The organism is Bacillus sp. FSL M8-0266 (assembly GCF_038613425.1).
Classification (GTDB): domain Bacteria; phylum Bacillota; class Bacilli; order Bacillales; family Bacillaceae; genus Bacillus; species Bacillus pumilus.
Genome location: NZ_CP152015.1, coordinates 1,028,868 through 1,050,491, shown reverse-complemented (window position 1 = coordinate 1,050,491; position 21,624 = coordinate 1,028,868). Strand labels below are relative to the sequence as shown.

General features: G+C 41.3%; 21 protein-coding genes. 8 read left to right on the top strand and 13 right to left on the bottom strand.

Annotation, left to right across the window (positions count from 1 at the left end):
- Positions 1 to 151 precede the first annotated feature (151 nt).
- On the top strand, positions 152 to 1,441 hold the full coding sequence (locus tag MKY83_RS05075; RefSeq protein WP_044140699.1) for a cation:dicarboxylase symporter family transporter: 1,290 nt from the start codon (positions 152 to 154) through the stop codon (positions 1,439 to 1,441).
- A 33-nt stretch (positions 1,442 to 1,474) separates the two neighbouring features.
- Here the strand turns inward: MKY83_RS05075 and MKY83_RS05070 are convergent, their stop codons facing one another.
- The 7 genes from MKY83_RS05070 to MKY83_RS05040 form a co-directional block, all read right to left on the bottom strand.
- Positions 1,475 to 2,524 carry a M42 family metallopeptidase gene (locus tag MKY83_RS05070; RefSeq protein ID WP_106067171.1) on the bottom strand — a complete coding sequence of 350 codons (1,050 nt, stop codon included), beginning with the start codon at positions 2,522 to 2,524 and terminating at the stop codon, positions 1,475 to 1,477.
- Positions 2,525 to 2,667: 143 nt separating this feature from the next.
- Complete coding sequence (locus tag MKY83_RS05065; RefSeq protein ID WP_319610717.1) at positions 2,668 to 4,977, bottom strand: YhgE/Pip domain-containing protein; 2,310 nt, start codon at positions 4,975 to 4,977, stop codon at positions 2,668 to 2,670.
- 64 nt (positions 4,978 to 5,041) lie between these two features.
- Positions 5,042 to 5,620, bottom strand: a complete 579-nt coding sequence (locus tag MKY83_RS05060) for a TetR/AcrR family transcriptional regulator (RefSeq protein WP_065098922.1) — start codon at positions 5,618 to 5,620, stop codon at positions 5,042 to 5,044.
- A gap of 174 nt (positions 5,621 to 5,794) precedes the next feature.
- Positions 5,795 to 7,207 carry a protoporphyrinogen oxidase gene (hemY, locus tag MKY83_RS05055; RefSeq protein WP_065098923.1) on the bottom strand — a complete coding sequence of 471 codons (1,413 nt, stop codon included), beginning with the start codon at positions 7,205 to 7,207 and terminating at the stop codon, positions 5,795 to 5,797.
- Positions 7,208 to 7,229: 22 nt separating this feature from the next.
- A complete protein-coding gene (gene hemH / locus MKY83_RS05050) occupies positions 7,230 to 8,168 on the bottom strand; it encodes a ferrochelatase (protein ID WP_050945387.1) in 939 nt (312 codons plus the stop codon).
- Positions 8,169 to 8,200: 32 nt separating this feature from the next.
- Positions 8,201 to 9,259, bottom strand: coding sequence for a uroporphyrinogen decarboxylase (gene hemE / locus MKY83_RS05045; RefSeq protein ID WP_065098924.1), 1,059 nt, complete (start codon positions 9,257 to 9,259; stop codon positions 8,201 to 8,203).
- Positions 9,260 to 9,383: 124 nt separating this feature from the next.
- Positions 9,384 to 11,519: a PBP1A family penicillin-binding protein gene (locus MKY83_RS05040; RefSeq protein ID WP_106067167.1), complete on the bottom strand. Its 2,136-nt coding sequence runs from the start codon at positions 11,517 to 11,519 to the stop codon at positions 9,384 to 9,386.
- A 127-nt stretch (positions 11,520 to 11,646) separates the two neighbouring features.
- Here MKY83_RS05040 and MKY83_RS05035 point away from each other — a divergent pair, with 127 nt between their 5' ends.
- Positions 11,647 to 12,132, top strand: a complete 486-nt coding sequence (locus tag MKY83_RS05035; protein ID WP_044140691.1) for an antibiotic biosynthesis monooxygenase — start codon at positions 11,647 to 11,649, stop codon at positions 12,130 to 12,132.
- 261 nt (positions 12,133 to 12,393) lie between these two features.
- On the opposite strand, the gene MKY83_RS05030 is transcribed toward MKY83_RS05035, so the two are convergent.
- Positions 12,394 to 12,546 (bottom strand): hypothetical protein, encoded by a 153-nt coding sequence (locus MKY83_RS05030; protein ID WP_223252843.1) that lies wholly within the window; start codon positions 12,544 to 12,546, stop codon positions 12,394 to 12,396.
- Between the two features lie 282 nt (positions 12,547 to 12,828).
- On the opposite strand from MKY83_RS05030, the gene MKY83_RS05025 reads away from it, so the two are divergent.
- Positions 12,829 to 14,016 carry a M20 family metallopeptidase gene (locus MKY83_RS05025; protein ID WP_065098926.1) on the top strand — a complete coding sequence of 396 codons (1,188 nt, stop codon included), beginning with the start codon at positions 12,829 to 12,831 and terminating at the stop codon, positions 14,014 to 14,016.
- A 28-nt stretch (positions 14,017 to 14,044) separates the two neighbouring features.
- On the opposite strand, the gene MKY83_RS05020 is transcribed toward MKY83_RS05025, so the two are convergent.
- From MKY83_RS05020 to MKY83_RS05010, 3 genes are read right to left on the bottom strand one after another with little or no spacing between them, the layout of a single operon-like run.
- The gene (locus MKY83_RS05020) at positions 14,045 to 14,752 is read right to left on the bottom strand and encodes an EcsC family protein (protein ID WP_065098927.1); all 708 of its coding nucleotides are present in this window, start codon (positions 14,750 to 14,752) and stop codon (positions 14,045 to 14,047) included.
- Between the two features lie 53 nt (positions 14,753 to 14,805).
- Positions 14,806 to 16,026 (bottom strand): ABC transporter permease, encoded by a 1,221-nt coding sequence (locus MKY83_RS05015; protein WP_065098928.1) that lies wholly within the window; start codon positions 16,024 to 16,026, stop codon positions 14,806 to 14,808.
- Positions 16,019 to 16,759, bottom strand: coding sequence for an ABC transporter ATP-binding protein (locus MKY83_RS05010; protein WP_003212171.1), 741 nt, complete (start codon positions 16,757 to 16,759; stop codon positions 16,019 to 16,021). Before MKY83_RS05010 ends, MKY83_RS05015 begins: the two co-directional genes overlap by 8 nt.
- Before the next feature lie 487 nt (positions 16,760 to 17,246).
- Here MKY83_RS05010 and MKY83_RS05005 point away from each other — a divergent pair, with 487 nt between their 5' ends.
- The 3 genes from MKY83_RS05005 to MKY83_RS04995 all read left to right on the top strand — a co-directional run bounded on the left by MKY83_RS05005 (position 17,247) and on the right by MKY83_RS04995 (position 19,558).
- Complete coding sequence (locus MKY83_RS05005) at positions 17,247 to 17,675, top strand: HIT family protein (protein ID WP_003212458.1); 429 nt, start codon at positions 17,247 to 17,249, stop codon at positions 17,673 to 17,675.
- A 159-nt stretch (positions 17,676 to 17,834) separates the two neighbouring features.
- Positions 17,835 to 18,914: a 3-phosphoserine/phosphohydroxythreonine transaminase gene (serC, locus tag MKY83_RS05000; protein WP_185107610.1), complete on the top strand. Its 1,080-nt coding sequence runs from the start codon at positions 17,835 to 17,837 to the stop codon at positions 18,912 to 18,914.
- A 125-nt stretch (positions 18,915 to 19,039) separates the two neighbouring features.
- Positions 19,040 to 19,558 carry a tryptophan transporter gene (locus MKY83_RS04995; RefSeq protein WP_003212065.1) on the top strand — a complete coding sequence of 173 codons (519 nt, stop codon included), beginning with the start codon at positions 19,040 to 19,042 and terminating at the stop codon, positions 19,556 to 19,558.
- A 49-nt stretch (positions 19,559 to 19,607) separates the two neighbouring features.
- On the opposite strand, the gene MKY83_RS04990 is transcribed toward MKY83_RS04995, so the two are convergent.
- A complete protein-coding gene (locus MKY83_RS04990; protein WP_003211362.1) occupies positions 19,608 to 19,799 on the bottom strand; it encodes a hypothetical protein in 192 nt (63 codons plus the stop codon).
- Positions 19,800 to 19,927: 128 nt separating this feature from the next.
- On the opposite strand from MKY83_RS04990, the gene MKY83_RS04985 reads away from it, so the two are divergent.
- Positions 19,928 to 20,284: a YtxH domain-containing protein gene (locus MKY83_RS04985; protein ID WP_007497160.1), complete on the top strand. Its 357-nt coding sequence runs from the start codon at positions 19,928 to 19,930 to the stop codon at positions 20,282 to 20,284.
- A gap of 187 nt (positions 20,285 to 20,471) precedes the next feature.
- Entirely contained in the window at positions 20,472 to 21,095 is a 624-nt protein-coding gene (locus MKY83_RS04980) for an HTH-type transcriptional regulator Hpr (RefSeq protein ID WP_044140685.1), read from the top strand.
- On the opposite strand, the gene MKY83_RS04975 is transcribed toward MKY83_RS04980, so the two are convergent.
- Positions 21,070 to 21,417 carry a YhaI family protein gene (locus MKY83_RS04975; RefSeq protein WP_044140684.1) on the bottom strand — a complete coding sequence of 116 codons (348 nt, stop codon included), beginning with the start codon at positions 21,415 to 21,417 and terminating at the stop codon, positions 21,070 to 21,072. The genes MKY83_RS04980 and MKY83_RS04975 overlap by 26 nt on opposite strands.
- Between the last annotated feature and the right edge of the window lie 207 nt (positions 21,418 to 21,624).

Genomic DNA, 21,624 nt, shown 5'->3' with positions numbered 1-21,624 from the left:
CTAAATGTTCATTTTTTCAAACAATTTTGTATTTTCTTAATATAATTTAATCGTGGACGAACCTCTTTAATTTTAGTTATACTTTATTTCATATATTAAAACTTAATATGATGGGAATATTCCTTTAATGAATATGCTAGGGAGGAAATCTATGAAAAAATTAAAATTTGGATTAGCTACACAAATCCTAATCGGTCTTATTCTCGGTGTCGTTGTTGGGGCAATCTTTTTCGGTAACCCAGGCGTTGAGACTTATTTAAAACCAATTGGAGACTTCTTCTTAAGACTCATTAAGATGATTGTTATACCAATTGTCGTATCTAGCTTAATTTTAGGAGTTGCAGGTGCCGGTGATGGTAAAAAGGTAGGGAAACTTGGTTTTAGAACCATTCTTTATTTTGAAATTATCACAACATTTGCGATTATCCTTGGTCTTGTGCTTGCTAACTTTGTTCAACCTGGTGCAGGCGTTGACTTTGGAAATACGGAAAAACAAGATATTAGCCAGTATGTTGAAACGGAAAAAGAGCAAAGCAGCAAATCAATTGCTGATACGTTCCTTCATATCGTTCCAACGAACTTCTTCCAATCATTGGCGGAAGGTGATTTGCTTGCGATTATTTTCTTCACTGTGCTATTTGCTCTTGGCGTTTCTGCCATTGGTGAACGCGGCAAACCAGTGCTCGCCTTTTTTGAAGGTGTATCACACGCCATGTTCCATGTCGTCAACGTCGTGATGAAAGCTGCACCATTTGGTGTCTTCGCACTCATTGGTGTGACTGTATCAAAATTTGGTCTTGAATCGCTTATTTCATTAGGTAAGCTTGTAGGTCTTGTTTATTTTGCGCTCGCTCTCTTCCTTATCGTTGTATTCGGAATTATTGGAAAGATGATTGGCGTCAATATTTTCAGATTTCTTGCTTACATGAAAGACGAAATGCTTCTTGCTTTTAGTACATCCAGCTCTGAAACAGTTTTACCAAGAGTCATGGATAAAATGGAGCGCATTGGATGTCCGAAGGGAATTGTTTCTTTCGTTATCCCAATCGGTTATACGTTTAACCTGGACGGCTCCGTCTTGTATCAAGCGATTGCTGCGCTTTTCCTTGCACAGGTATATGGCATTGACCTCACGATCGTCCAGCAGCTCACACTTGTTCTTGTGCTGATGGTGACATCAAAAGGAATGGCTGCCGTTCCTGGTACGTCCTTTGTTGTATTACTCGCCACGTTAGGAACGATTGGTGTACCTGCTGAAGGTCTTGCATTTATTGCAGGTGTGGACCGTATCATGGATATGGCGCGAACAGTTGTTAACTTAACAGGAAATGCACTTGCAGCTGTTGTGATGTCTAAATGGGAAGGGCAATATGACCCTGAAAAAGGACATCGCGTAATGACTGGACAAGATGTACCTGAACCGACACAGCTCTCAAGCTAATGAAAAAGAACCCCATTTATCGGGGTTCTTTTTTTATGCTGTGATTAAGGATGATTGCACGTAGTGATAAAGAAGATTCGCTGTATGGACAAGGGAATCTTCATGTGTTCGTTCAAAAGCATGCGAGGAATCTATCCCCGGTCCAATCAGTCCATGAATGATATCATGACCTGCTCGAATCGCTGCTGATGCATCAGAGCCGTAATAAGGGTAAATATCTAGACGGTAATCTATGTTGTTCTCTTGTGCCAATGCGGCTAAATGCTTGCGTAATCCATAATGATAAGGACCGCTTGAGTCCTTCACACAAATAGACACGCTATATTCATCTGTTGATTGACCATCGCCGATCGCTCCCATATCAACAGCGAGATATTCCACCGTTTCTTCTGGAATATTGGAGTTTCCACCGTAACCAATCTCTTCATTATTAGAAATTAAGAAGTGCGTCGTATGCGGCAGTGTGATATTTTCCTTTTGAATACGGTGGATGAGTCGCAGCAAAAGCGCTACACTTGCCTTGTCATCAAGGTGTCTTGATTTAATAAAGCCTGATGACGTCACTTCCACTCTAGGATCAAATGAGATAAAGTCCCCTACTTGAATCCCAAGTGCTTTGACATCGTCTGCATTTTTCACCTTTTCATCGAGACGAATCTCCATATTTTCTTGGTTTCGTTTTGCTTTTCCAGCATCCGCATAGACATGAACGGACGTTTGATGCATAAGAATAGTACCTGTGTATGTATGACCTGTTGCTGTTTCAATTTCACAATATTCGCCTTCAATTGAGTTATATTGAAAGCCTCCAATGAGTGCAAGACGAAGCCGTCCATTTGATTTAATTTCCTTTACCATCGCACCGAGCGTATCGACATGTGCTGTCAGCATGCGGTGTTCCTCGTCATCAGTTCCTTTAATAGTGGCAATTAAGCCGCCCTTACGATTTCGTTTTGTCTCAATATTTACATCTTGTAAAAAGCGTTCAACAAAGCCGATCACCTTTTCTGTATTCCCTGACGGACTTGGGATCGATACGAGCTTTTGAATCAGCTGAACGGTTTCGTTTACTTCAGTAGTCATTCGGCATTTCCTCCTTTGTGTGAAAGCAATTCCTTCCATGTATGCCTTTTATAGCATCTCTCCTTAAAATATATCGCTTCGGGTTCAAGATGTCTAATTTCAAATCAAAAATCCTTCCTCTATCAAGAGAAAGGATTCATTGATTAAGCTTCGTCTTGTTTCATTTTTCTTACGTTCCAAGCAAAGTATGCAGTTGTTGCCGCCATCATGATGATCGCAACTGAACCGAGAATCGCTGCTTGGTGCCATAAATAGCTGTCATCACCGCTTGCAATGATCGTTCTAAATCCATTGATTGTATACGTCATTGGAAGCAGACTATGAATGATTTGGAAGAACTTCGGCACAAGCTCAAGCGGGAATGTACCAGCACTTGCTGCGAGCTGAAGAACTAAGATAATGACGGCAATGAAGCGTCCTGGGTTCCCCATTGTTGTGGCTAGCAGCTGAATAATCGCTAAGAATGTCAGACTGACGACGATCGCAAAGAGATAGAAGCGCCAGAGGCTTTCCACCTCAAGACCAAGCCCAAAGATGAGCATCGTACTTGCAATGACTGCTTGAAGGATACCGACAAGAAGAAGCACGCTATATTTGCTGACAAACCATTCAAACGCATTTCTAGGGCGTCCAGCAGGGTCTTTCATTGGGAATACAACGGTGAGCATTAGAGCCCCAACAAAGAGTCCCATGGATAAAATATAAGGCGTGAGCCCTGTTCCATAATTATCAATCTTTTTCGCTGTATCGTTTTCTGTTTTAACAGGGCTTGCAATCATATTGTAATTGTCTTGATTTGCATCAATTTCACCTGTTTCATCAGCAGCGCTTTTCAATTTATTGGACAGCTTACCTGTACCGCTTTTTAAATCTCCCAATCCTTTATCAAGCGATTTTGAGCCTTCGGCAAGCTTAGATGTATTGCTTTGGATATTTGTTGAACCACTTTCCAGCTTATTTAACGCTGCGCTAAGCTGACTTGATCCATTTGCAAGCTTATCCGCTCCGCTTTTCGCCGTATCAAGCTTTCCATTTGCTGTTTGCAGGCCATCTTGTAATTGACCTTGACCTGTTTGAAGCTTCAGTGCACCTTGATACAATTTATTCGTACCAGATGTCATTTGATCGATCGCATTTTGTATCGCAACTGTAGACGTGTACAGCTGTTCTGTTTTCTCTGGCAGCTGTTTGACTTGCTGCAGCTGCGCTTTTGCAGATGCAACTGCTTGTTGAACCTCACTTGCATCAGGCAGTTCCTGCAAGGCTGCTAAGCTTTGTTCGAGTCCAGACAGATCAGGCAGTTCGATTTTAGGCAGACTGTTCAGCTGATCCATTGCCGCCTTTTTCTCTTCATCTGTCATGGAGCTGTTTTGGATAATGCTTTTTACTTTAGCATCTCGATTTGATAATGCTTCTTTTAATGAAGCAAGTTTTGTACTGAACGTTTTTGCGTCTTTTTTCACCTGATCAAGTTTAGGCGCCATCTTTTCAAGATTCGCTAACTCTGGTGACGACAAGACTTTTTCTACTGCTGCAATTTTTTCTGAAAAGGATTGGGCTTTGTTGTTTAACTGCTCAATGCCTGCTGTGAATTGCGGCATTTTAGAAGCGAGTTGCTGATGTCCTTCTTTGCTTGTGTTTAATCCTTCGGTTAATGTATCAATTCCTGAACCAAGCTCTCCAAATTTCTGATCAATGGTTTGATAGCCTGTTAAGAGCTGACCAAGCCCACTGTCTAGAGACTGTATGCCTGTGTTCAGTTCACCCATTTTCCCTGCGAACTGATGAACACCTTCGCTATAGGTTAACGTACCTTCAGCCAATTTGGCTAAGTTGTCTTTTAACTTTGTACTGCCATCTTTTGCGCTTTTTGTTCCGTCATCAATTTTCTTCGCACCATCGCTTGCTTGATCTAATCCTTTTGCAATCGTTTTGAAGTTATCAAAGATGACCTCGGCGTAATTTTTTGTGACTTCTTTTGAAACTGAATCTTTTAATTTGATAATGGCATTATTCGCAATTTGTGACGCCGCATAGTTGGCGCCTGGATTCGTATAATATTTCAGATTCGATTTTTTCGGATGTTTTTCTAGCACTGTACTTGCATTTTTCGAGAAATTCTTTGGTATTTCCACCACGAGGTAATAGTCCTCGTTATTTAATCCTTTTATAGCCTTTTCATGACTATCGACAAAGTTCCATTTGAAATTATCGTTTTTCTTTAATTCCTTTACTAAATCATCGCCAACTTGAAGGGTTTTCCCGTCATAATGACTGCCTTCATCCAAGTTGACAACCGCTACAGGCAATTGATCAACTGTACCATAAGGGTCCCAGTACGCTTTTAAAAATACACCACTGTAAATCAGCGGAATAAATAAGACAGCTAAAATCGGGATCAGTAGTTTTTTGCTCGTTACAATGTCCTTCCATTGATTCCGAATTAAATTCATTGCTGTTTTCCTCCCATAGATGAATGACTAAATATAAAATTTGGTCATTTGAACTCAAAAAAAATTATGTTGTTGCAGATAGTCCTTTTAAGACATAAAGCTCCAGCGATTCGGCTACCTCTTCTTTTGTTAAAGGCTCGTATCGCTTTTCCCAATCAAAAATCAGTGCAATATATAGTTTCACCATCACAAATGCAGTCAATTCAGGATCACAAGGCTTAATGTCGCCTTTATCCATCGCTTCTTGTACTTTCATTTTGATATAGCGAATGATCATCTGCTCCATTTTTTCGATCATTTCCTTGACCGCTGACGTGCCAAGCTCTGCATTTTCCTGAAAAATCTTAATTGTGAGCTGGTGGTTTTTTCGAAATTCTAAAATTGCAAAGAGTGCTAAGTGAAGGTTTTCAGAGAAACTATTCTTCTCATCAATTGCCTCATCCGCAATTTTCCTCATCTCTAGTAAAAGGGATGTGAAAATTTCATCAAACAACTCTTCTTTGTTTTTGAAAAATGTATAAATGGTTCCTTTTCCGACGTTGGCAATCTTTGCCACAAGGTCCATTGTGGTCGCTTTATACCCGAATTGAGTAAATGCCTTCGTCGCACCATCTAAAATCATTTGTCTCCTATCAACACTCATGATCTCACTCCCGAAATGACTATTTGAACGTTTTGGTCATTAAGTACAGAAAGTAATATACCATATCCTTTTCCCCAGATGCAACAACTTTGTTCACATTTATGATTCCCCACTCTTTTTGAATGATTCGATCATGAAAAACTCCCTTTCCATGACAGAAAAGGGAGTCGTTTTTTATGAAAATAGGTACGATAAAGCCTCTGAGATGGCAGCTTTTCCTTGATCAATACAATCAGGGATTCCGACACCTTCAAAAGCGGCACCTGTGATATAAACACCAGGATATGATTGCTTAAACGTTTCTCGCATGTTCGAAATAGCTTTCTGATGACCGACGTGATATTGCGGCATACTTGTCTTCCAGCGAGTCACTGTCGTCAATTCTGGATCTGCTTTAATATCCATGATTTTCTTTAAATCTTCCAGCACGATGCTGACGATTTGACTGTCTGACTGCTCGACAATCGATTCGTCACCAGCTTTTCCGACGTACGCACGCAATAGCGTTTTTCCTTTCGGAGCGGTATGCGGCCATTTTTTGTTTGTCCATGTACAGGCCGTAATAGAGAAATCACTGTTTCTTGAGATGACAAAACCAGTGCCGTCATATTCATTATGAACATCCTCTTCTTTAAAACCGAGTGCTACTGTTGCAACAGAAGTAGAGGTCATGTCATGCAAATACTCTAGCCCTGCTTCTTTAGGAAACATGGAATAAATCGATTGATGCGGAGTCGTGACAATGGCTGAATCGGCAAAAAGCGTTTGACCGCTGTCTAATTGCAAGCCATAGCCCCCATCCGTTTTTTCAATCTGTTTTACTTTTGTCCCTTTATACACCGTTGTCAGCTTGAGCTTACTTTCTACTGCTTCCACAAGCGACTGCAATCCTTGATTGATCGTTTGGAACTGCCCTTGTTTTTTCGCAGTCACTTGCTGCGCTTTCGCATGCTGCTGTGATTTTTTCATCCCAAGAATCAAACTGCGATGCTGCTGTTCTGTTTGATAAAATTGCGGGAAGGTAGACATTAAGCTGAGGCGATCAATGTCACCCGCATAAATACCTGATAGAAGAGGCTCGATTAAATTCTCAACGACCTCATCACCCACACGTCTTCTAAAAAATTCACCAAGCGACTGATCTTCGGTCTGCTTGCTTTTTGGCAACACGAAATCCATCGCTGCTCTTGCTTTTCCCGCAACTGAAAAAAGACCAGTTGTAATAAATGGGCTGATTTGAGTTGGAATCCCCATAACAGCACCCTTTGGCATCGGGTGAAGCTTTTCATTGACTAGTACATACGCTTGCCCAGTTTCATTATTGACGAGCTGATCGGTCAGACCGACATCCTTTGCCAGCTGCGGCCCACTGACCTTTCTTTCTAAAAATGAATCAGGTCCACGTTCAATGATGTAGCCGTCTTTATATAATGTTTGTATTTTTCCACCTAGCCTAGGGCTCGCTTCAATAAGTGATATTTGAATCGGAAGACCTTTTTCTTCGACTTCCTTTTCCAAATAGAAGGCGGCGGCTAAACCAGTGATGCCACCGCCAATGATGACAAGGTGTTTTTGATTGTCATGCATAGGATCGCCTTCTTTTATATGATTACTTGCTTTCGTCAAGCTTCTTTAATACGACTGTTGCCAGAGCATCAATAAATGCTGGTTTCGCATTTGGCATTTCTGGACGATAGTAGGCTGCACCAATTTCATCTGTCACGACTTTACATTCATAATCGTTGTCGTATAACACTTCAAGATGATCAGCGACAAAACCAACAGGCACATACACGAATGTTTGATAGCCTTTTTGTTCAAATAAGTCCCGCGTTAAGTCTTGTACGTCTGGTCCAAGCCATGGATCCGGCGTATTGCCTTCACTTTGCCAGCCAATTTCATAGTGTTCAATTCCCGCACCTTCTGCAATCATTTTGGCAGATTGTGCGAGCTGATCAGGATATGGATCTCCTGCTGCAATAATTTTTTCAGGAAGGCTGTGTGCAGACACAATAAGTACCGCGGAATCTCTTTCCTCTTGACTCATTGATGCATACGTATCCTTCACTTGCTTCACCCAATAGTCCACAAACTTTGGCTCATCGTACCAGCTTTCAACAGACGTAATCTGTAGATTGCCGAGCTTGTCTGCCTCATCTTGTGCACGTTTGTTATATGATTTCACACTAAAGGTAGAGAAATGCGGCGCTAAAACGATACTCACAGCTTCTGTCATGCCGTCCTTGTGCATGTCAGCAACTGCATCCTCGATGAAAGGCTCGATATGTTTTAAGCCAATGTACACATGAAATTCAATGTCGTCTTGAATGTCATTCAAGTGCTCACACAAACCATGTGCCTGCTGCTCTGTAATTTTTGATAAAGGAGAAATACCGCCAATTGCCTTGTAGCGATCCTTTAAATCTTGCAGCATTTCCGGCTCAGGCTTTCTGCCTCTACGAATATGTGTATAATAACGCTCAATGTCTTCTTCTTTATATGGGGTGCCATATGCCATGACAAGAAGCCCCATTTTCTTTTTCTCCACAACCAACACTCCTTCAGATCAATTGAAATAGTTTAGATGGATGATTTTTTATGTGAAGCTGAATAGTCGTGAATAAAATCGGTCAGCTTCTTTAACGTATCTGGTGAAACATCTGGAAATACCCCATGACCTAAGTTAAAGATGAAGTGATCTGATTTCATCCCTTGATCTAATATGTCTTTTGCTCTTTCTTCAATGACTTCCCAAGGAGAAAGTAAGATCGTTGGATCAAGATTTCCTTGTAACGTTTTTGTGAGCCCTTCTTTTCGCGCTTCGTCTACACTCATTCGCCAATCAAGTCCAACGACGTCTAGCGGCAGGTCATGCCAATCTTTCACAAGATGGCTTGCACCAACTCCGTACATGATCATTGGTACATTTTCACTCTTCAACTCTGTGAAAATTCGCTGCATGACAGGTTTAATGAATGTCCGGTAATCCGCTGCATTTAAAGCGCCCACCCATGAGTCGAAGATTTGAAATGCACTGACCCCTGCTTTTACCTGCGCGCGTATGTACGTGATCGTCATATCAGCTAATTTGTTCATGAGTAGCATCCATGTCTCAGGCTCACTGTACATTAGCGCTTTTGTTTTATGATAGTTTTTAGACGGGCCGCCTTCAATCATATAGCTAGCCATCGTAAATGGTGCACCAGCAAAACCGATGAGCGGTACATTCAGCTGCTCTTTCGTTAAAAGCTGAATCGTATCGAGCACATATGGCAGGTCTTCTTCAGGATGAAGTTCCCCAAGACGTTCGATATCTGCTTTTGACCGAATCGGTGAATCAATGACAGGTCCAATGCCATTTTTAATTTCAACGTCCACTCCAATAGCTGGAAGCGGGGTCATAATATCTTTATATAAAATCGCGGCATCTACACCATATTGTTCTACAGGAAGTCGTGTTACATAAGCACATAGCTCTGGCTGATGCGTAATTTCAAATAGCCCGTACTTTTCTTTAAGGGCACGATATTCAGGCTGTGAGCGTCCTGCCTGCCTCATATACCAAACTGGTACATGGTCTGTTTTTTCCCCTTTGCACGCCTTTAAGAAAGTGTCGTTAAAAGCCTTCGTTTTTCCCATTACCTTTCATTCCACCTTTCGCCTTACACTCTCTTTGTATAAGGCTCAAACACTGCTTTTACTATACCGCTTTTTCAAGGCACGGTATACTAAACCGGCTCATTGTTCAAAAAATCGCCGAATATTAACGTCCAAAAGCCTCTGGCTTGACATATGGACTGCCTTCTCCTTCTTCTTGCGTTTGGGTATTATATGGAACCACCTTATACTCCGCATCTGAAAACACATTGGCATACGGCATTGTGTAGCTATTTGTGCCTGTCACTGAGTCAATCAGCGTTTCGCTTCCATTTCTCTTTTCATAGATGCGGTATTCAACGCGTTTATCCTCCTGCTTGTCCCAAGACAGCTCTAATGTAAACAATCCTTTGATTTTAAACACATAGCGGGCTTCAAATCCAGAAAGTCCTTCTAAATGAATTGGCGCTTGAAGTTCTTTAATCCCCTCTGGTTTTTTAAACGTTTCATTCGTTATTTGGGCTGCCGTTAAAATATCCTTAAACAGCTGCACTGGGTATTGACTTCCGCCAGTTAAATAGTGACTGTTATCGGTTTTGTCATACCCCATCCAGATCGCACCCGTTGTACTTGGCGTATAGCCGGCAAACCAAGCATCTTTTGTTGCACCCTTCACACCTGAATATGTGGTCGTGCCTGTTTTACCTGCTAAATCTCCAGCATACGAACCGCTCTGGGCTGTTCCGCCTTTGACGACTTGCTGCAGCATTCTTGTCATATTCCAAGCATTCTGCACGCTGAACACTCGTTCTGGCTTACTGCGATTTTTCTCTACCGTTTCTCCTTCATCATTGGTGATTTTCTGAATGAAGAAAGGCTTTTTATATACGCCTTCGTTGGCAAATGTGTGGAAAGCTCCCGCGATTTGAAGTGGAGAAACCCCTTTTTCTAAACCGCCAAGGGCTATCGCAAGTCCTTGATCCGAAATATCGATTCCCATTTTCTCGAGATATGTTTTCGAAGTATCAATACCAAGCTGGCTTAATGTCCACACCGCTGCTGTATTCTTACTTTTCATGAGGGCCTCCACCATCGTGACCTTGCCTTCATACTGTCCATCGTAATTCTTTGGTGAATAACCCTCATAGCTTTTTTCTTCGTCTTCAAGCAGGGAATAAGGTCGGAATTTTTTCTCCTGCAGCGCAGGTCCATATACCGCGATCGGCTTGAAAACAGATCCAGGCTGTCTAACAGCAGTCACCCTGTTATAGCCCCTCGCTTGATATTCTCGTCCTCCGATTGCTGCTTTTACTCCGCCAGACTCATTATCAATAAAGATGGCACTGCTTTCAGGAGAACCGCTTTTTCCCGGGAAATAACGGTTGTTTTTCATCGCATCGTAGGTGACCTTTTGCAGATTCATATCGATCGGAACTGTAATGGTATAACCACCTTGAAGCAATTGCTCATGTGAAATGGCATACTCTGATTCAGCTTCCTTAATGATGAGATCGACATAGCTATCGACCCAAGGCGTTTCCGATTTCTTTTTCAAATGAATGCCTAGTGTTCTCCCTTTTGCTTCTACTGTTTCTGTTGATGATAAATATCCTTGCTCATTCATTAAGTTAAGAATCGTGTCCCGCCTTTGTTTATTTTTATCAGGGTGTAAAACAGGCGAGTAAGTAGACGGCGCCTTTGGCATCGCAGCGAGTGTAGCCCCTTCGCTGACCGTTAAATCTTTCACATCTTTACTAAAGTAATAATTGGCTGCTGCTTGGATACCGTAGACGCCATGACCGAAGTAAAGCTGATTCAAATACATTTCGAGCAGCTTATCCTTTGAATAATCTCTTTCTAAATTAATTGCAATGATGACTTCTTTTGTTTTTCGCAGAAAGGTTTTGTCATTTGTGAGAAAAATATTTTTTGCGAGCTGCTGAGTAATTGTACTGCCGCCCTCTACCTTTCCACCTGCTAATATATCTCGATAAACCGCCCTTGAAATTGACTGCGCATCAATTCCATGATGCTCATAAAACCGCTTGTCCTCAACAGCCACAAAGGCTTTTGCTACTTTATCAGGTACATCCTTTATTGACACAGGGTCCCGATTTTCTGAATACATACTTGTGAGTTCTTTTCCATTCTGATCAATGATTTGGGATGAAGCGTGAAATACAAGCTTCTTTTCATCTATGACATAATGTCCTAAAAATAAAATGGTCAGATAGCCAATAAATGAAAGCACGATTGTACTTCCTGCAATGACTAATGGAATGATTATCTTCTTTTTCTTCAAATTAGGTCACCTCATTCCTTTATACGGATAGTATGGGATGTATGGCTTCATAATATGTTTTATGGATTGACTACCAAAGAATTATATATCATTCTTTTGTTATACTATCAAGCAGGAGGCGGTTTAGATGAATGTCTATATGACTTATGGAACAGCAGATTTCTTGCATAAAATCGCAAAAAAACACGATCAGGAGAATCTGCTTTATATGGTCGGAAAAGAACAAGCAGCTCTTTTCCATGAGACGGAGGGTGAGACTGTTTTTAAAGCCCCTCATGCCTATGATGTGATTTATGCGAAAGGCGAGCTAGTCCATTCTGGCTTCGTCACCTTGAATCATATCCCTGTGAAGCTTGAAAGTAGAGCACTGTTTGAATCTACTTTTCAGAAGAAGACGAACATCTCAGAACATCAGCGGGGCTTCAAGGCTCTTCGAGTGTTAAGACCGAAAAAAGATGAAGAAGTGTATTTGATTATGACACTCTGGGAATCAGAGGACTTATTTGAAGACTTTCAAGAATCAGAAGCTTTCTTTCAGCCAAACGATGATACTGGCTCCATCTTCTCTCGTCCTGCTTATCTCACATCCTATCATGCCGTTACAGACAATTAAGGAAGTGCTGCTTTCAGCACTTCTTTTTTCATGAAAAAAAGCCCAATCGCTGGGCTTTTCAGATTGTTGACAAAGGGCTAAAATGATCTTTATTTTAGCCCTTTGTCTTCTTTTCAGCGTGATAGAAAACCTTTGCAGTCTAGGAAGGACGAGCACCGGAGTGGAGCGAATTGATTATTCGTGAGCACCGGAGCGCAGACCTGACACCGAATGCGAGGGTTTGTCTACACGCTGAAAAGCCCAATCGCTGGGCTCTTCATTTTATCGTCGTGATGTCAGCTCGTACCGATGAATGATCGGCTGAATTACATATAAATTCAATAGGATCCATCCTAATAAGATCGGCCACTTCAACATAGGTGAAGCCCCTTTCAATTGAATGAGCATCACCAATAGCGGAATCAAACAGATCATGAAAAAACTCATTTTTGATACAATGGTTTCTTTGATTTGATGCCGACAGCTTGGACACATCATCATTTTCGTATGTGATAAATGAAACTTTTCAACGTAAGAAAACGTTTTCGAACAATTTGGACAGCTTCCCAATACAATTCCTCCCTTTCCCCGCTTCATAGCAACTTCGACTTTTATGTAAAATGACCTTTTGATGCGCAAACGACATCCTCTTCTGTTGAAAGATTCTAACAATTACCATACAATCAGTAAAAGAGCATGAAGGAGGTTTTCAAATCAATGACAATATCCACTTTACAAAAAAGCATCAATGAACATCTTGATGAACATTATGAGGAAATGGTTGAAATTAGACGCCATCTCCACATGAATCCTGAACTTTCTTTCCAGGAAGTAGAAACAGCCGCTTTCATCGCCAGCTACTATGACAGATTACATATACCAACACGTACACAGGTGGGCGGCCATGGTGTACTCGCCTTTATCGAAGGAGCTTCTTCGGGGCCGACGATTGCCCTCAGGGCTGATTTCGATGCACTTCCTATCCATGATGAAAAGGAAGTGCCTTACAAATCGACAAAGCCCGGTGTGATGCATGCCTGCGGACACGATGGGCACACAGCGACACTACTTGTCTTAGCGAAAATTTTGAATGAGCACCGTGATCAATTAAAAGGGAAAATCGTCCTCATTCATCAGCACGCAGAAGAATATGCGCCAGGCGGTGCAAAACCAATGATCGAAGACGGCTGCTTAGACGGTGTCGATGTCATATTCGGGACGCACCTTTGGTCTCCAGAGCCTTGTGGCACGGTTCTTTATAAAAGCGGGAACTTTATGGCAGCTGCCGACCGCTTCTCTATCCGAGTTCAGGGAAAAGGCGGACACGGTGCCCAACCTCACTTAACGAAAGATGCTGTACTCATCGGTTCACAAATCGTCGCAAACTTGCAGCAAGTCGTTGCCCGTAAAGTCAATCCAGTTGATTCTGCTGTTGTATCTGTTGGGGGTTTTGTGGCAGAGAATGCTTTTAACGTCATTGCAGATTCTGCAGTTTTAACTGGTACTGCACGATCCTTTGAAGAGAGTGCACGACACACCATCGAACGAGAAATTGAACAGGTCGTAAAAGGGGTGTGCGACATGCATGATGCAAGCTACACATATGAATATGTGAGAGGATACCCTGCTGTCAAAAATCATCCAAAGCCAACTGAATTTATTGCTGACATCGCAAAACAAACAGATGGTGTCACAGAAGTAATAGAAGCCGAAACCCAAATGGGCGGAGAAGATTTTGCTTACTACCTTCAGCATGTCCCTGGAACCTTCTTTTACACAGGCGCCATGCCGGAAAACAGCGAAGACACGTATCCTCATCACCACCCGAAGTTTGATATCAACGAAAAAGCAATGCCTATCGCAGCAAAGGTACTCGCCCGTGCTGTCCTTTCCTACGATGAATAAAAAAAGCCGCTGGCAAACAGCGGCTTTTCTATTTCATTTCTTTCAACACCCGTAAGTGAAACACATGACGAGCGACATCTCCGAGCTGTCCTGTCAGGTGATGATTTGCCACACCGCCAACAGCGGCTCCGACAATCGGCATTAATTGAAACAGCTTCACTAGGTCAATGTAATCTCGATACTCCTGCTGAAAGCTGTACCAATCCATTTTCTCACGGCTCGTTTCCCAATCATCAATGATGCTCATCATTTTTTGACGATGTGTACTGCCGGAAAAGGCGAGTTGAAATATACAGAGCAAAAAGAGTCTTTCCTCTTTTTGAGACAAATCAAAGCCATAAATACATGCCAGTTCATAAAGACATTTCATCTTGATGCTAAGCAACAGCGGAAAGTCTGCCATACCGAGCAAAATACCACCTGCACCTGTTCCAATTCCTTCGATCGCAGCTGCCTTTTGATAGTACTTCACTTTCTCCTTTGCCAGTTCATTTCGCTCAATGATGGATAATTGCTCATCAATGACTGAAAATGAAGTGAAGTGAGATCCTGATACGGTGGATTCAACCATTGTTTTGACCGCACTTGTGATGACTTGATGAAACCTGGCAGGGATTCGGCGGTTCACCTGCTGCTGAACTCCTTTTGAAAACCGTTCAACCTTTGAAGGTCTTCTTAAAAATCGTGTTTGAAAAAGAATGGCTTCTTCATATAACTCCCGTTCAGCTGCATTCATCCGGTCCCCTCCTTGATGTCATCATACGCTCGCTGTCAGAAACATATCTCTGCTTATCGCATCTTTTTTAATCGACTGAGTACGTAAGGCTTGAAGAGGACAAGCACAAATGCCAGTGAAATCAGAAGGGCAAGTCCACTTCCCTGCCATCCTCCTGCCGGTAGTACTGAACAGCTTAGCAATATCGATTGGATGATGAGCACGTTACGGACGAGAACAAAAAAGCTCCGATCCTTTTCTTGCTGAGCAACAGGATAAAGTGCCTGTAATGAAAGATGGGCAAAGTGCTTCGTTAACGGCACAAGCTGGACACCTGTGATGAACACGGTGAACAAGACAAGCAGCGCGCCCACCCAGCCTGCTGCACCTGTATACAAAATAATCAGCACAAACACGGCAGTTAGCCTAAACACGAGACCAAAATAGTCATTTGATCGTAAAAATGCCCTCACATACATGTAAGAAAAAGTTTTACGCTGGTCATACGGAACAAACTGCAAAAGCCAGTCCATATAGGCTCTTCTTTTCACCTGTTTCTTTAAATGAGGCACATCTGTAAATAAATTGGCCAAACGATAAAAACGCTGTTTTCGTTTTAATTCGTCAGAAATATGCAATTCCCATTGAAAAGTCTGCTTTTTGACTGCATTCGTTAAGTAAACGAGATAGACACCATAGATGAGATAAAAAACAATTGCGATTGCATATGATGCCTGTAAAACGGTATAGATTAAAATCATATTCAATAGAAAACGAAGGACTGCATCAAGCCATCTCATCTGTTTTCCTTGAAAATACGTCATTCTCCATTGAATCGCTGTATTCAGACCCTTGATCAAAATCATTTGCGCCAATATAAGCACATACATCTTGATGCCGCCTGAAGACACCGCCGAATAAAGCGGGAGTGCGACAATGGATACGGCAATGAGAGGAAACAGCTGAGAAATGAAGCTAAAGTTAAAAGCTTGTTTTAAATAAGGCTCCATCTTCCCTTCCAAAGGAAGCAAAAACACAAGATCTGCTTCTTTGATCAACGTCCGCACGTAAGAGCTTGTCAGCACCAATGAGAAAACAACTGCCATGACCCAGTAGGATGGAAAATGACCTGGAATTTGTTTGAGCCAGTTACTATACCAGCTCGCTCCGCCTGCAAGGAAAAAAATGAGCACAATGACAAGATGATCATTGAACATGTATTTTAAATATTTTCTTGTATCTTGTATGTGTTCCTCTAATCGGGATTTCCAAATGCTTTGCGTCGTTTTACTCATAGCTTTCTTCCTTTGTTAATTCCAAATAAAGATCATCGAGTGTCGCATCTCTCATATTGAACTGTTCTCTCAGCTCTGTCAGTGTTCCTTTCGCTCTAATTTCCCCTTCGTGCAAAATAATAAAGGAATCACAATAGCGTTCTGCTGTCGCCAAGATATGCGTTGACATCAGGACACTAGCGCCGTTTTTCTTTGCAGCATTCATCCGTTCAAGCAGTGCATTAATCGCAAGAGGATCGAGCCCTAAGAACGGTTCATCGATGATATACAGTTCTGGTTCAACAAGAAACGCACACATAATCATGACCTTCTGCTTCATTCCTTTTGAAAAATGAGCAGGGAACCACTTCAAACGTTTCTCCATTCGAAATTCTTTCAGCAATGACGGCAGCCGTTCATCTAATTGTTCTTTTGATAGTCCATAAGCCATCGCTGTCAGCTCTAAATGCTCTTTTAAAGTTAATTCTTCATATAATACAGGTGTTTCTGGAATAAATGTAAATTGCGAGCGATACGCCTCTTGATCATCTTGAAGGGTTCGTCCATTCAACTCAATGACACCTTTATGCGGTTTCATGAGTCCGATGATATGGCGAATGGTTGTGCTTTTCCCCGCCCCGTTTAAACCGATGAGACCGACGATTTGATTTCTTTCTAATTCAAATGAGATATTTTTTAGAACGGGATTCTTCGTATATCCACCCGTTACATCTTTTACAGTGAGAAGGGACATGAATTCGTTCCTTTCTTTCGTTTTTCCTTTATAGTAACAAAAACGAAAGGTAATTTGAAATGTTTACCTATAAACAAGTCATGAATAAAAAATAGGCATCTTGGTCATCATATTGTTTGTAGAAGAAATGAACTTGATGACCAATAAGTAAATGAGGTGTTTGTTAAAGGCAAAGAACCGCATGACAAGTTGGTTTTTCATCTAAAAACCTTAGCTTCTGTTTTGCTTCACTGATTCTTGATTTTTGTGTCCTATACAATATGTATACGACAAACCAAAACGTCAAATGAGGTGTTTACGGCAGAAATAGCAGGCATATGAATTCTTTATTTCAGTAAATAGAGAATTCAAAAGGCATATCGAATGAAAGCATCAGCATTTCTTCTGCAGGAGCAGGATGAGCGACCAAAGGAGTTCGCTTGTCCTGTTTTCTTTTTTGCTCATTTTTGTGATACGATGAAGGAAAATGATTGAGGAGTGACATGACGTGAGCGATTGTATTTTTTGCAAGATCATTGATGGAGACATTCCATGTGCAAAAGTATATGAAGACGAGCATGTATTGGCTTTTCTAGATATTAGCCAAGTAACAAAAGGGCATACCCTTGTAATCCCGAAAATACATAAAGAAAATATCTACGAAATGACACCAGAAGTGTCTAATCACTACTTCCAAGCGATTCCGAAAATTGCAAGAGCCATCAAACAGGAATTTGAACCCATTGGATTAAACCTTTTAAACAACAACGGCGAAAAAGCCGGACAATCTGTGTTCCATTACCACATGCATATCATTCCGCGTTACGGCAAAGGCGATGGCTTTGGTGCCGTATGGAAATCACATCAAGATCAATACACGTCAGAGGATTTAAAAGAGATTTCTTCTGCCATTCATACGCGGCTTACCTCATCTTAATAGATGAGGTTTTTCTCATTTCCACCCCTTTTTATCCCCTTCATTTCTTAATAGTAAGATATTTAGAACGATTCAAATTTTTTGTCCAATTGCTTCAAATTTGTGATAGGATGGTTTTATCTTTTGATCCATTAACGCGAGAAATAGGGAGAGATTGTGATGAAGCGAACGACGAATTTTAATGCTGGTCCGGCGGCACTGCCGCTAGAAGTGCTTGAAAAGGCACAGGAAGAACTTGTTGATTTTAAACAAACTGGAATGTCTGTGATGGAGCTGTCTCATCGCAGCGGTGAATATGAAGAAGTCCACAATAAAGCAAAAGCACTGTTGGTGGAACTGATGAACATTCCTGAAGATTACGAAGTCCTCTTTTTACAGGGCGGAGCTAGCCTTCAATTTGCGATGATTCCTATGAACTTCTTACATGAAGACGAAACGGCTCATTTCATTCAAACAGGCGCTTGGTCAGAAAAAGCATTATCAGAAGCAAAAGGGTTTGGTGAAACATCTGTGTTTGCTTCAAGTGAAGACGACAACTACTCGTATATTCCAGAAGTAGATGCCTCCGGTTTAACAGATGGCGCTTACTTACACATCACATCAAACAATACGATCTTCGGCACTCAGTGGAAAACGTTCCCTGGTACATCATTACCACTCATTGCGGATATGTCTAGTGATATTCTCAGCAAAAAAATCGATGTTTCTCAATTTGATCTCATTTATGCTGGGGCACAAAAAAACTTAGGGCCTTCTGGTATCACGATTGTGATCGCGCGCAAACGTTTATTAGAAAAAGAGAAAAGCAGCACACCGAAAATATTAAAATATTCAACACACGCAAAAGCTGGCTCTCTTTATCACACACCACCGACTTTTGCGATTTATATGCTGTCGCTTGTCCTTGAGCATGTCAAACAGGCTGGCGGCGTAGAAGCAGCGGAAAAACGCAATGAACAAAAAGCAGGCATTCTCTATGACAAAATTGATCAAAGCGGCGGTTTTTACAAAGGACACGCACGCACTGACAGCCGGTCGCATATGAATGTCACATTTACCCTTCGTGATGATGCGCTCACTGCTTCCTTTGTAGAGAAAGCAAAGCAGGAACAAATGGTTGGACTTGCCGGCCACCGTTCTGTCGGTGGATGCAGAGCATCTATTTACAATGCGGTATCGATTGAAGACTGCCAAAAGCTTGCGGACTTTATGAAAAAGTTCCAGCAAGAAAATGAGTGAAAAAGCTTTTCTATAGAGAAATAAATTTGGTATAATAACGAGAAATATAAAGTGATGACTCTTGCAATAAATGATGAGCCATATTATTGGAGAGTTCTAAGAGCTTAGCAGAGGAGAGCATAGAAATGAAAACAAAAGAATTAGTTATTATGTCATTGCTTGCAGCAATGGGAGCTGTTTTGCATACGATTTTCCCGCCCATCTTTTTCGGAATGAAACCTGATATGATGCTGGTCATGATGTTTTTAAGCATCATCCTTTTCCCAAAGGTACAGCATGTAGTGGTTATTGCCCTCGTAACAGGCGCCATTTCTGCATTAACAACGGGTTTCCCAGGCGGACAAATTCCAAATATGATTGATAAACCAGTGACAGCCTTTATCTTCTTAGCCCTTTTCTTATCTTGCATGAAGATAAAGAACAAAGTAGTGCTGACCGCTGTATTAACTGCGATTGGAACCATCGTATCCGGCGTGATTTTCCTATCTGCCGCATTACTGATCACTGGACTGCCAGCTGCATTACCGGCACTTCTTGTAGGCGTCGTCCTGCCAGCAGCCGTGATTAATACCATTGCCATGGTATTTGTCTTCCCAATTGCTCAGTCCATTCTTAGACGTGCAAGAATGATAGAAGTTGCTTAACGAATAATCGAACCTCTTCATAATAGATGAAGAGGTTTTTTTCATGCTTTTATAAAAGAAAAAGGGTCAGCAGCAAAATGAGGAGCGAAATTCCTGCACCTGCCGCACACACAAGTGCTTTTTGCTTTAATACATGTTTTGGCGGATAAGACCCTGCATACCCCAGCTGTCTTGCATAATGAATAGAACCACCTGTAAAAACGACACCGATACACGTAAAAACGAACAGAAAGACAGACAACCTTCTCCCCTCCCTTTTCTTCAAAAGTATGCTAAAATAAAGCAAGCTATGTATGGAAGTTCAATGAAGCTGATCGTCAGCTCAGAGAGAACATGCGAATGTGTAAAATTTGACTAGAGGTGATTTGAATGGCTAGTGGACGTTCTTTATTAACAGGATTATTTGTAGGCGGTCTCCTCGGAGGTGCGGCAGTGCTCCTGACGACTCCCTCTTCTGGCAGAGATGTGCGCGGAAAGATGAAAGACGGCTATGACAAATTTGAAGATACGCTGACAAGATTAAAAAGAGATGGACAAGCTTTAAAAGAACAAATTGTTGAAACAGCAAAAGAAAGCGCAGAGGTCATTAAAGAAGTCGGAACTGAATTACAAACATCGATTCAGCAATGGCGTGAAGAAATCAAACCTCACCAGCAGGACTTGCAAAAGGAAATTCAGGAAATTGAGGAAAAACTCAAGCAATTGGAGAAAACCTTACAAAACTAATATACTCAAGAAAAAATATTCGTTTACAAAAGTGTGCGGGGTGCGTATCCCGCACTTTTTTTGTTGAAAAAAGGTTATTTTGTCAATGTTTTTCATGAGTTTTAAAAATTCTTGAATTTTCAGCTTTATTAATCTTTATTTTATTGGCATAATAGAATTACAAGAAAAAGAGAAGTAGGTGAAATGGATGAATCATTCGGAACAGCCTTTCGATGTAAAAGAAGCACTTTTATTCAGTCAAAGAATGGCCCAATTGAGCAAAGCTCTTTGGAAATCCATTGAAAAGGACTGGCAGCAGTGGATCAAACCGTATAACCTAAATATCAATGAACATCATATTTTGTGGATTGCGTATCAATTAAAAGGAGCTTCAATATCAGAAATTGCAAAGTTTGGCGTCATGCATGTATCAACGGCGTTTAACTTCTCCAAGAAACTCGAGGAACGAGGATTTTTAAAATTTTCTAAAAAGTTAAACGATAAACGCAATACGTATATTGAGCTAACGCCAAAAGGCGAAGAGACATTCCATAAACTACTCGAAGATTATGACCCGGCACGAACTGGTATTGTCAAAGGCGCACAGCCGCTTCATGACATTTACGGAAAGTTCCCTGAGATTTTAGAAATGATGTGTATTATCCGAAACATCTATGGTGAGGACTTCATGGAGATTTTTGAGAAATCGTTTTCAAACATCGAGAAGGACTTTTTGAATGAGCGAGGAAAAGTCACGAAAAAACCTGAGGAACTTGAAGACTCAGCTGATGCAGCAGAAAAAGCGGCTAATAAAGCAAATCAAATTGTTTAATGATCTTTATAAATTCATTCATCAACGGCTGAAACAGCCCTTGATCATGCAATGCAAATATCGTCTCATGCACATCCAGCTTTTCAATTAACTGTCCTGCAAAAAGCGCAAGCATATCGTCAAACATGACGTAGCCTTGTGCTTTTTGCTTGTCCATTTCCTCTGAAAGCTCAGCACAAATACGCTCAATTTCCTGCGCCTCTTCTTTCGATACCCGCTGCCTAATCAATAATGCATAATATGGATAACGGCTCATATCGGTCGCCGTCAGCAAAAGTTCCATATAATATTCGAGCTGGCTCATTCGTTCCTCAATACTCATGTACGTTCCCTCTTTCTCTTAGTCTTTCTATTCTAGCCGAAATTACTCATTGACGAAAGAGACGAACCTCCCTCTTCTGTCTTTTTTTCTTGAAAAATCCAAAGTTTCCTCTCTTTATTCCATATGAACACAACATTTTATTTTTTTTCATGAAAACCATTGATTTTTATCTTCAGGAAGAGTAAATTATCTTGAGATATTCAATTA

Coding starts and splice junctions, on each gene's coding strand:
- MKY83_RS05070 (WP_106067171.1), bottom strand. CDS start 2,524: ATGACTACTGAAGTAAACGAAACCGTTCAGCTGATTCAAAAGCTCGTA.
- MKY83_RS05015 (WP_065098928.1), bottom strand. CDS start 16,026: ATGAGTAAAACGACGCAAAGCATTTGGAAATCCCGATTAGAGGAACAC.
- MKY83_RS05035 (WP_044140691.1), top strand. CDS start 11,647: ATGAATGTCTATATGACTTATGGAACAGCAGATTTCTTGCATAAAATC.
- hemE (WP_065098924.1), bottom strand. CDS start 9,259: ATGGGAAAAACGAAGGCTTTTAACGACACTTTCTTAAAGGCGTGCAAA.
- hemY (WP_065098923.1), bottom strand. CDS start 7,207: ATGCATGACAATCAAAAACACCTTGTCATCATTGGCGGTGGCATCACT.
- MKY83_RS05060 (WP_065098922.1), bottom strand. CDS start 5,620: ATGAGTGTTGATAGGAGACAAATGATTTTAGATGGTGCGACGAAGGCA.
- serC (WP_185107610.1), top strand. CDS start 17,835: ATGAAGCGAACGACGAATTTTAATGCTGGTCCGGCGGCACTGCCGCTA.
- MKY83_RS05030 (WP_223252843.1), bottom strand. CDS start 12,546: ATGATCTGTTTGATTCCGCTATTGGTGATGCTCATTCAATTGAAAGGG.
- MKY83_RS04995 (WP_003212065.1), top strand. CDS start 19,040: ATGAAAACAAAAGAATTAGTTATTATGTCATTGCTTGCAGCAATGGGA.
- MKY83_RS05065 (WP_319610717.1), bottom strand. CDS start 4,977: ATGAATTTAATTCGGAATCAATGGAAGGACATTGTAACGAGCAAAAAA.
- MKY83_RS05025 (WP_065098926.1), top strand. CDS start 12,829: ATGACAATATCCACTTTACAAAAAAGCATCAATGAACATCTTGATGAA.
- MKY83_RS05075 (WP_044140699.1), top strand. CDS start 152: ATGAAAAAATTAAAATTTGGATTAGCTACACAAATCCTAATCGGTCTT.
- MKY83_RS05020 (WP_065098927.1), bottom strand. CDS start 14,752: ATGAATGCAGCTGAACGGGAGTTATATGAAGAAGCCATTCTTTTTCAA.
- MKY83_RS04985 (WP_007497160.1), top strand. CDS start 19,928: ATGGCTAGTGGACGTTCTTTATTAACAGGATTATTTGTAGGCGGTCTC.
- MKY83_RS04975 (WP_044140684.1), bottom strand. CDS start 21,417: ATGAGTATTGAGGAACGAATGAGCCAGCTCGAATATTATATGGAACTT.
- MKY83_RS05010 (WP_003212171.1), bottom strand. CDS start 16,759: ATGTCCCTTCTCACTGTAAAAGATGTAACGGGTGGATATACGAAGAAT.
- MKY83_RS04980 (WP_044140685.1), top strand. CDS start 20,472: ATGAATCATTCGGAACAGCCTTTCGATGTAAAAGAAGCACTTTTATTC.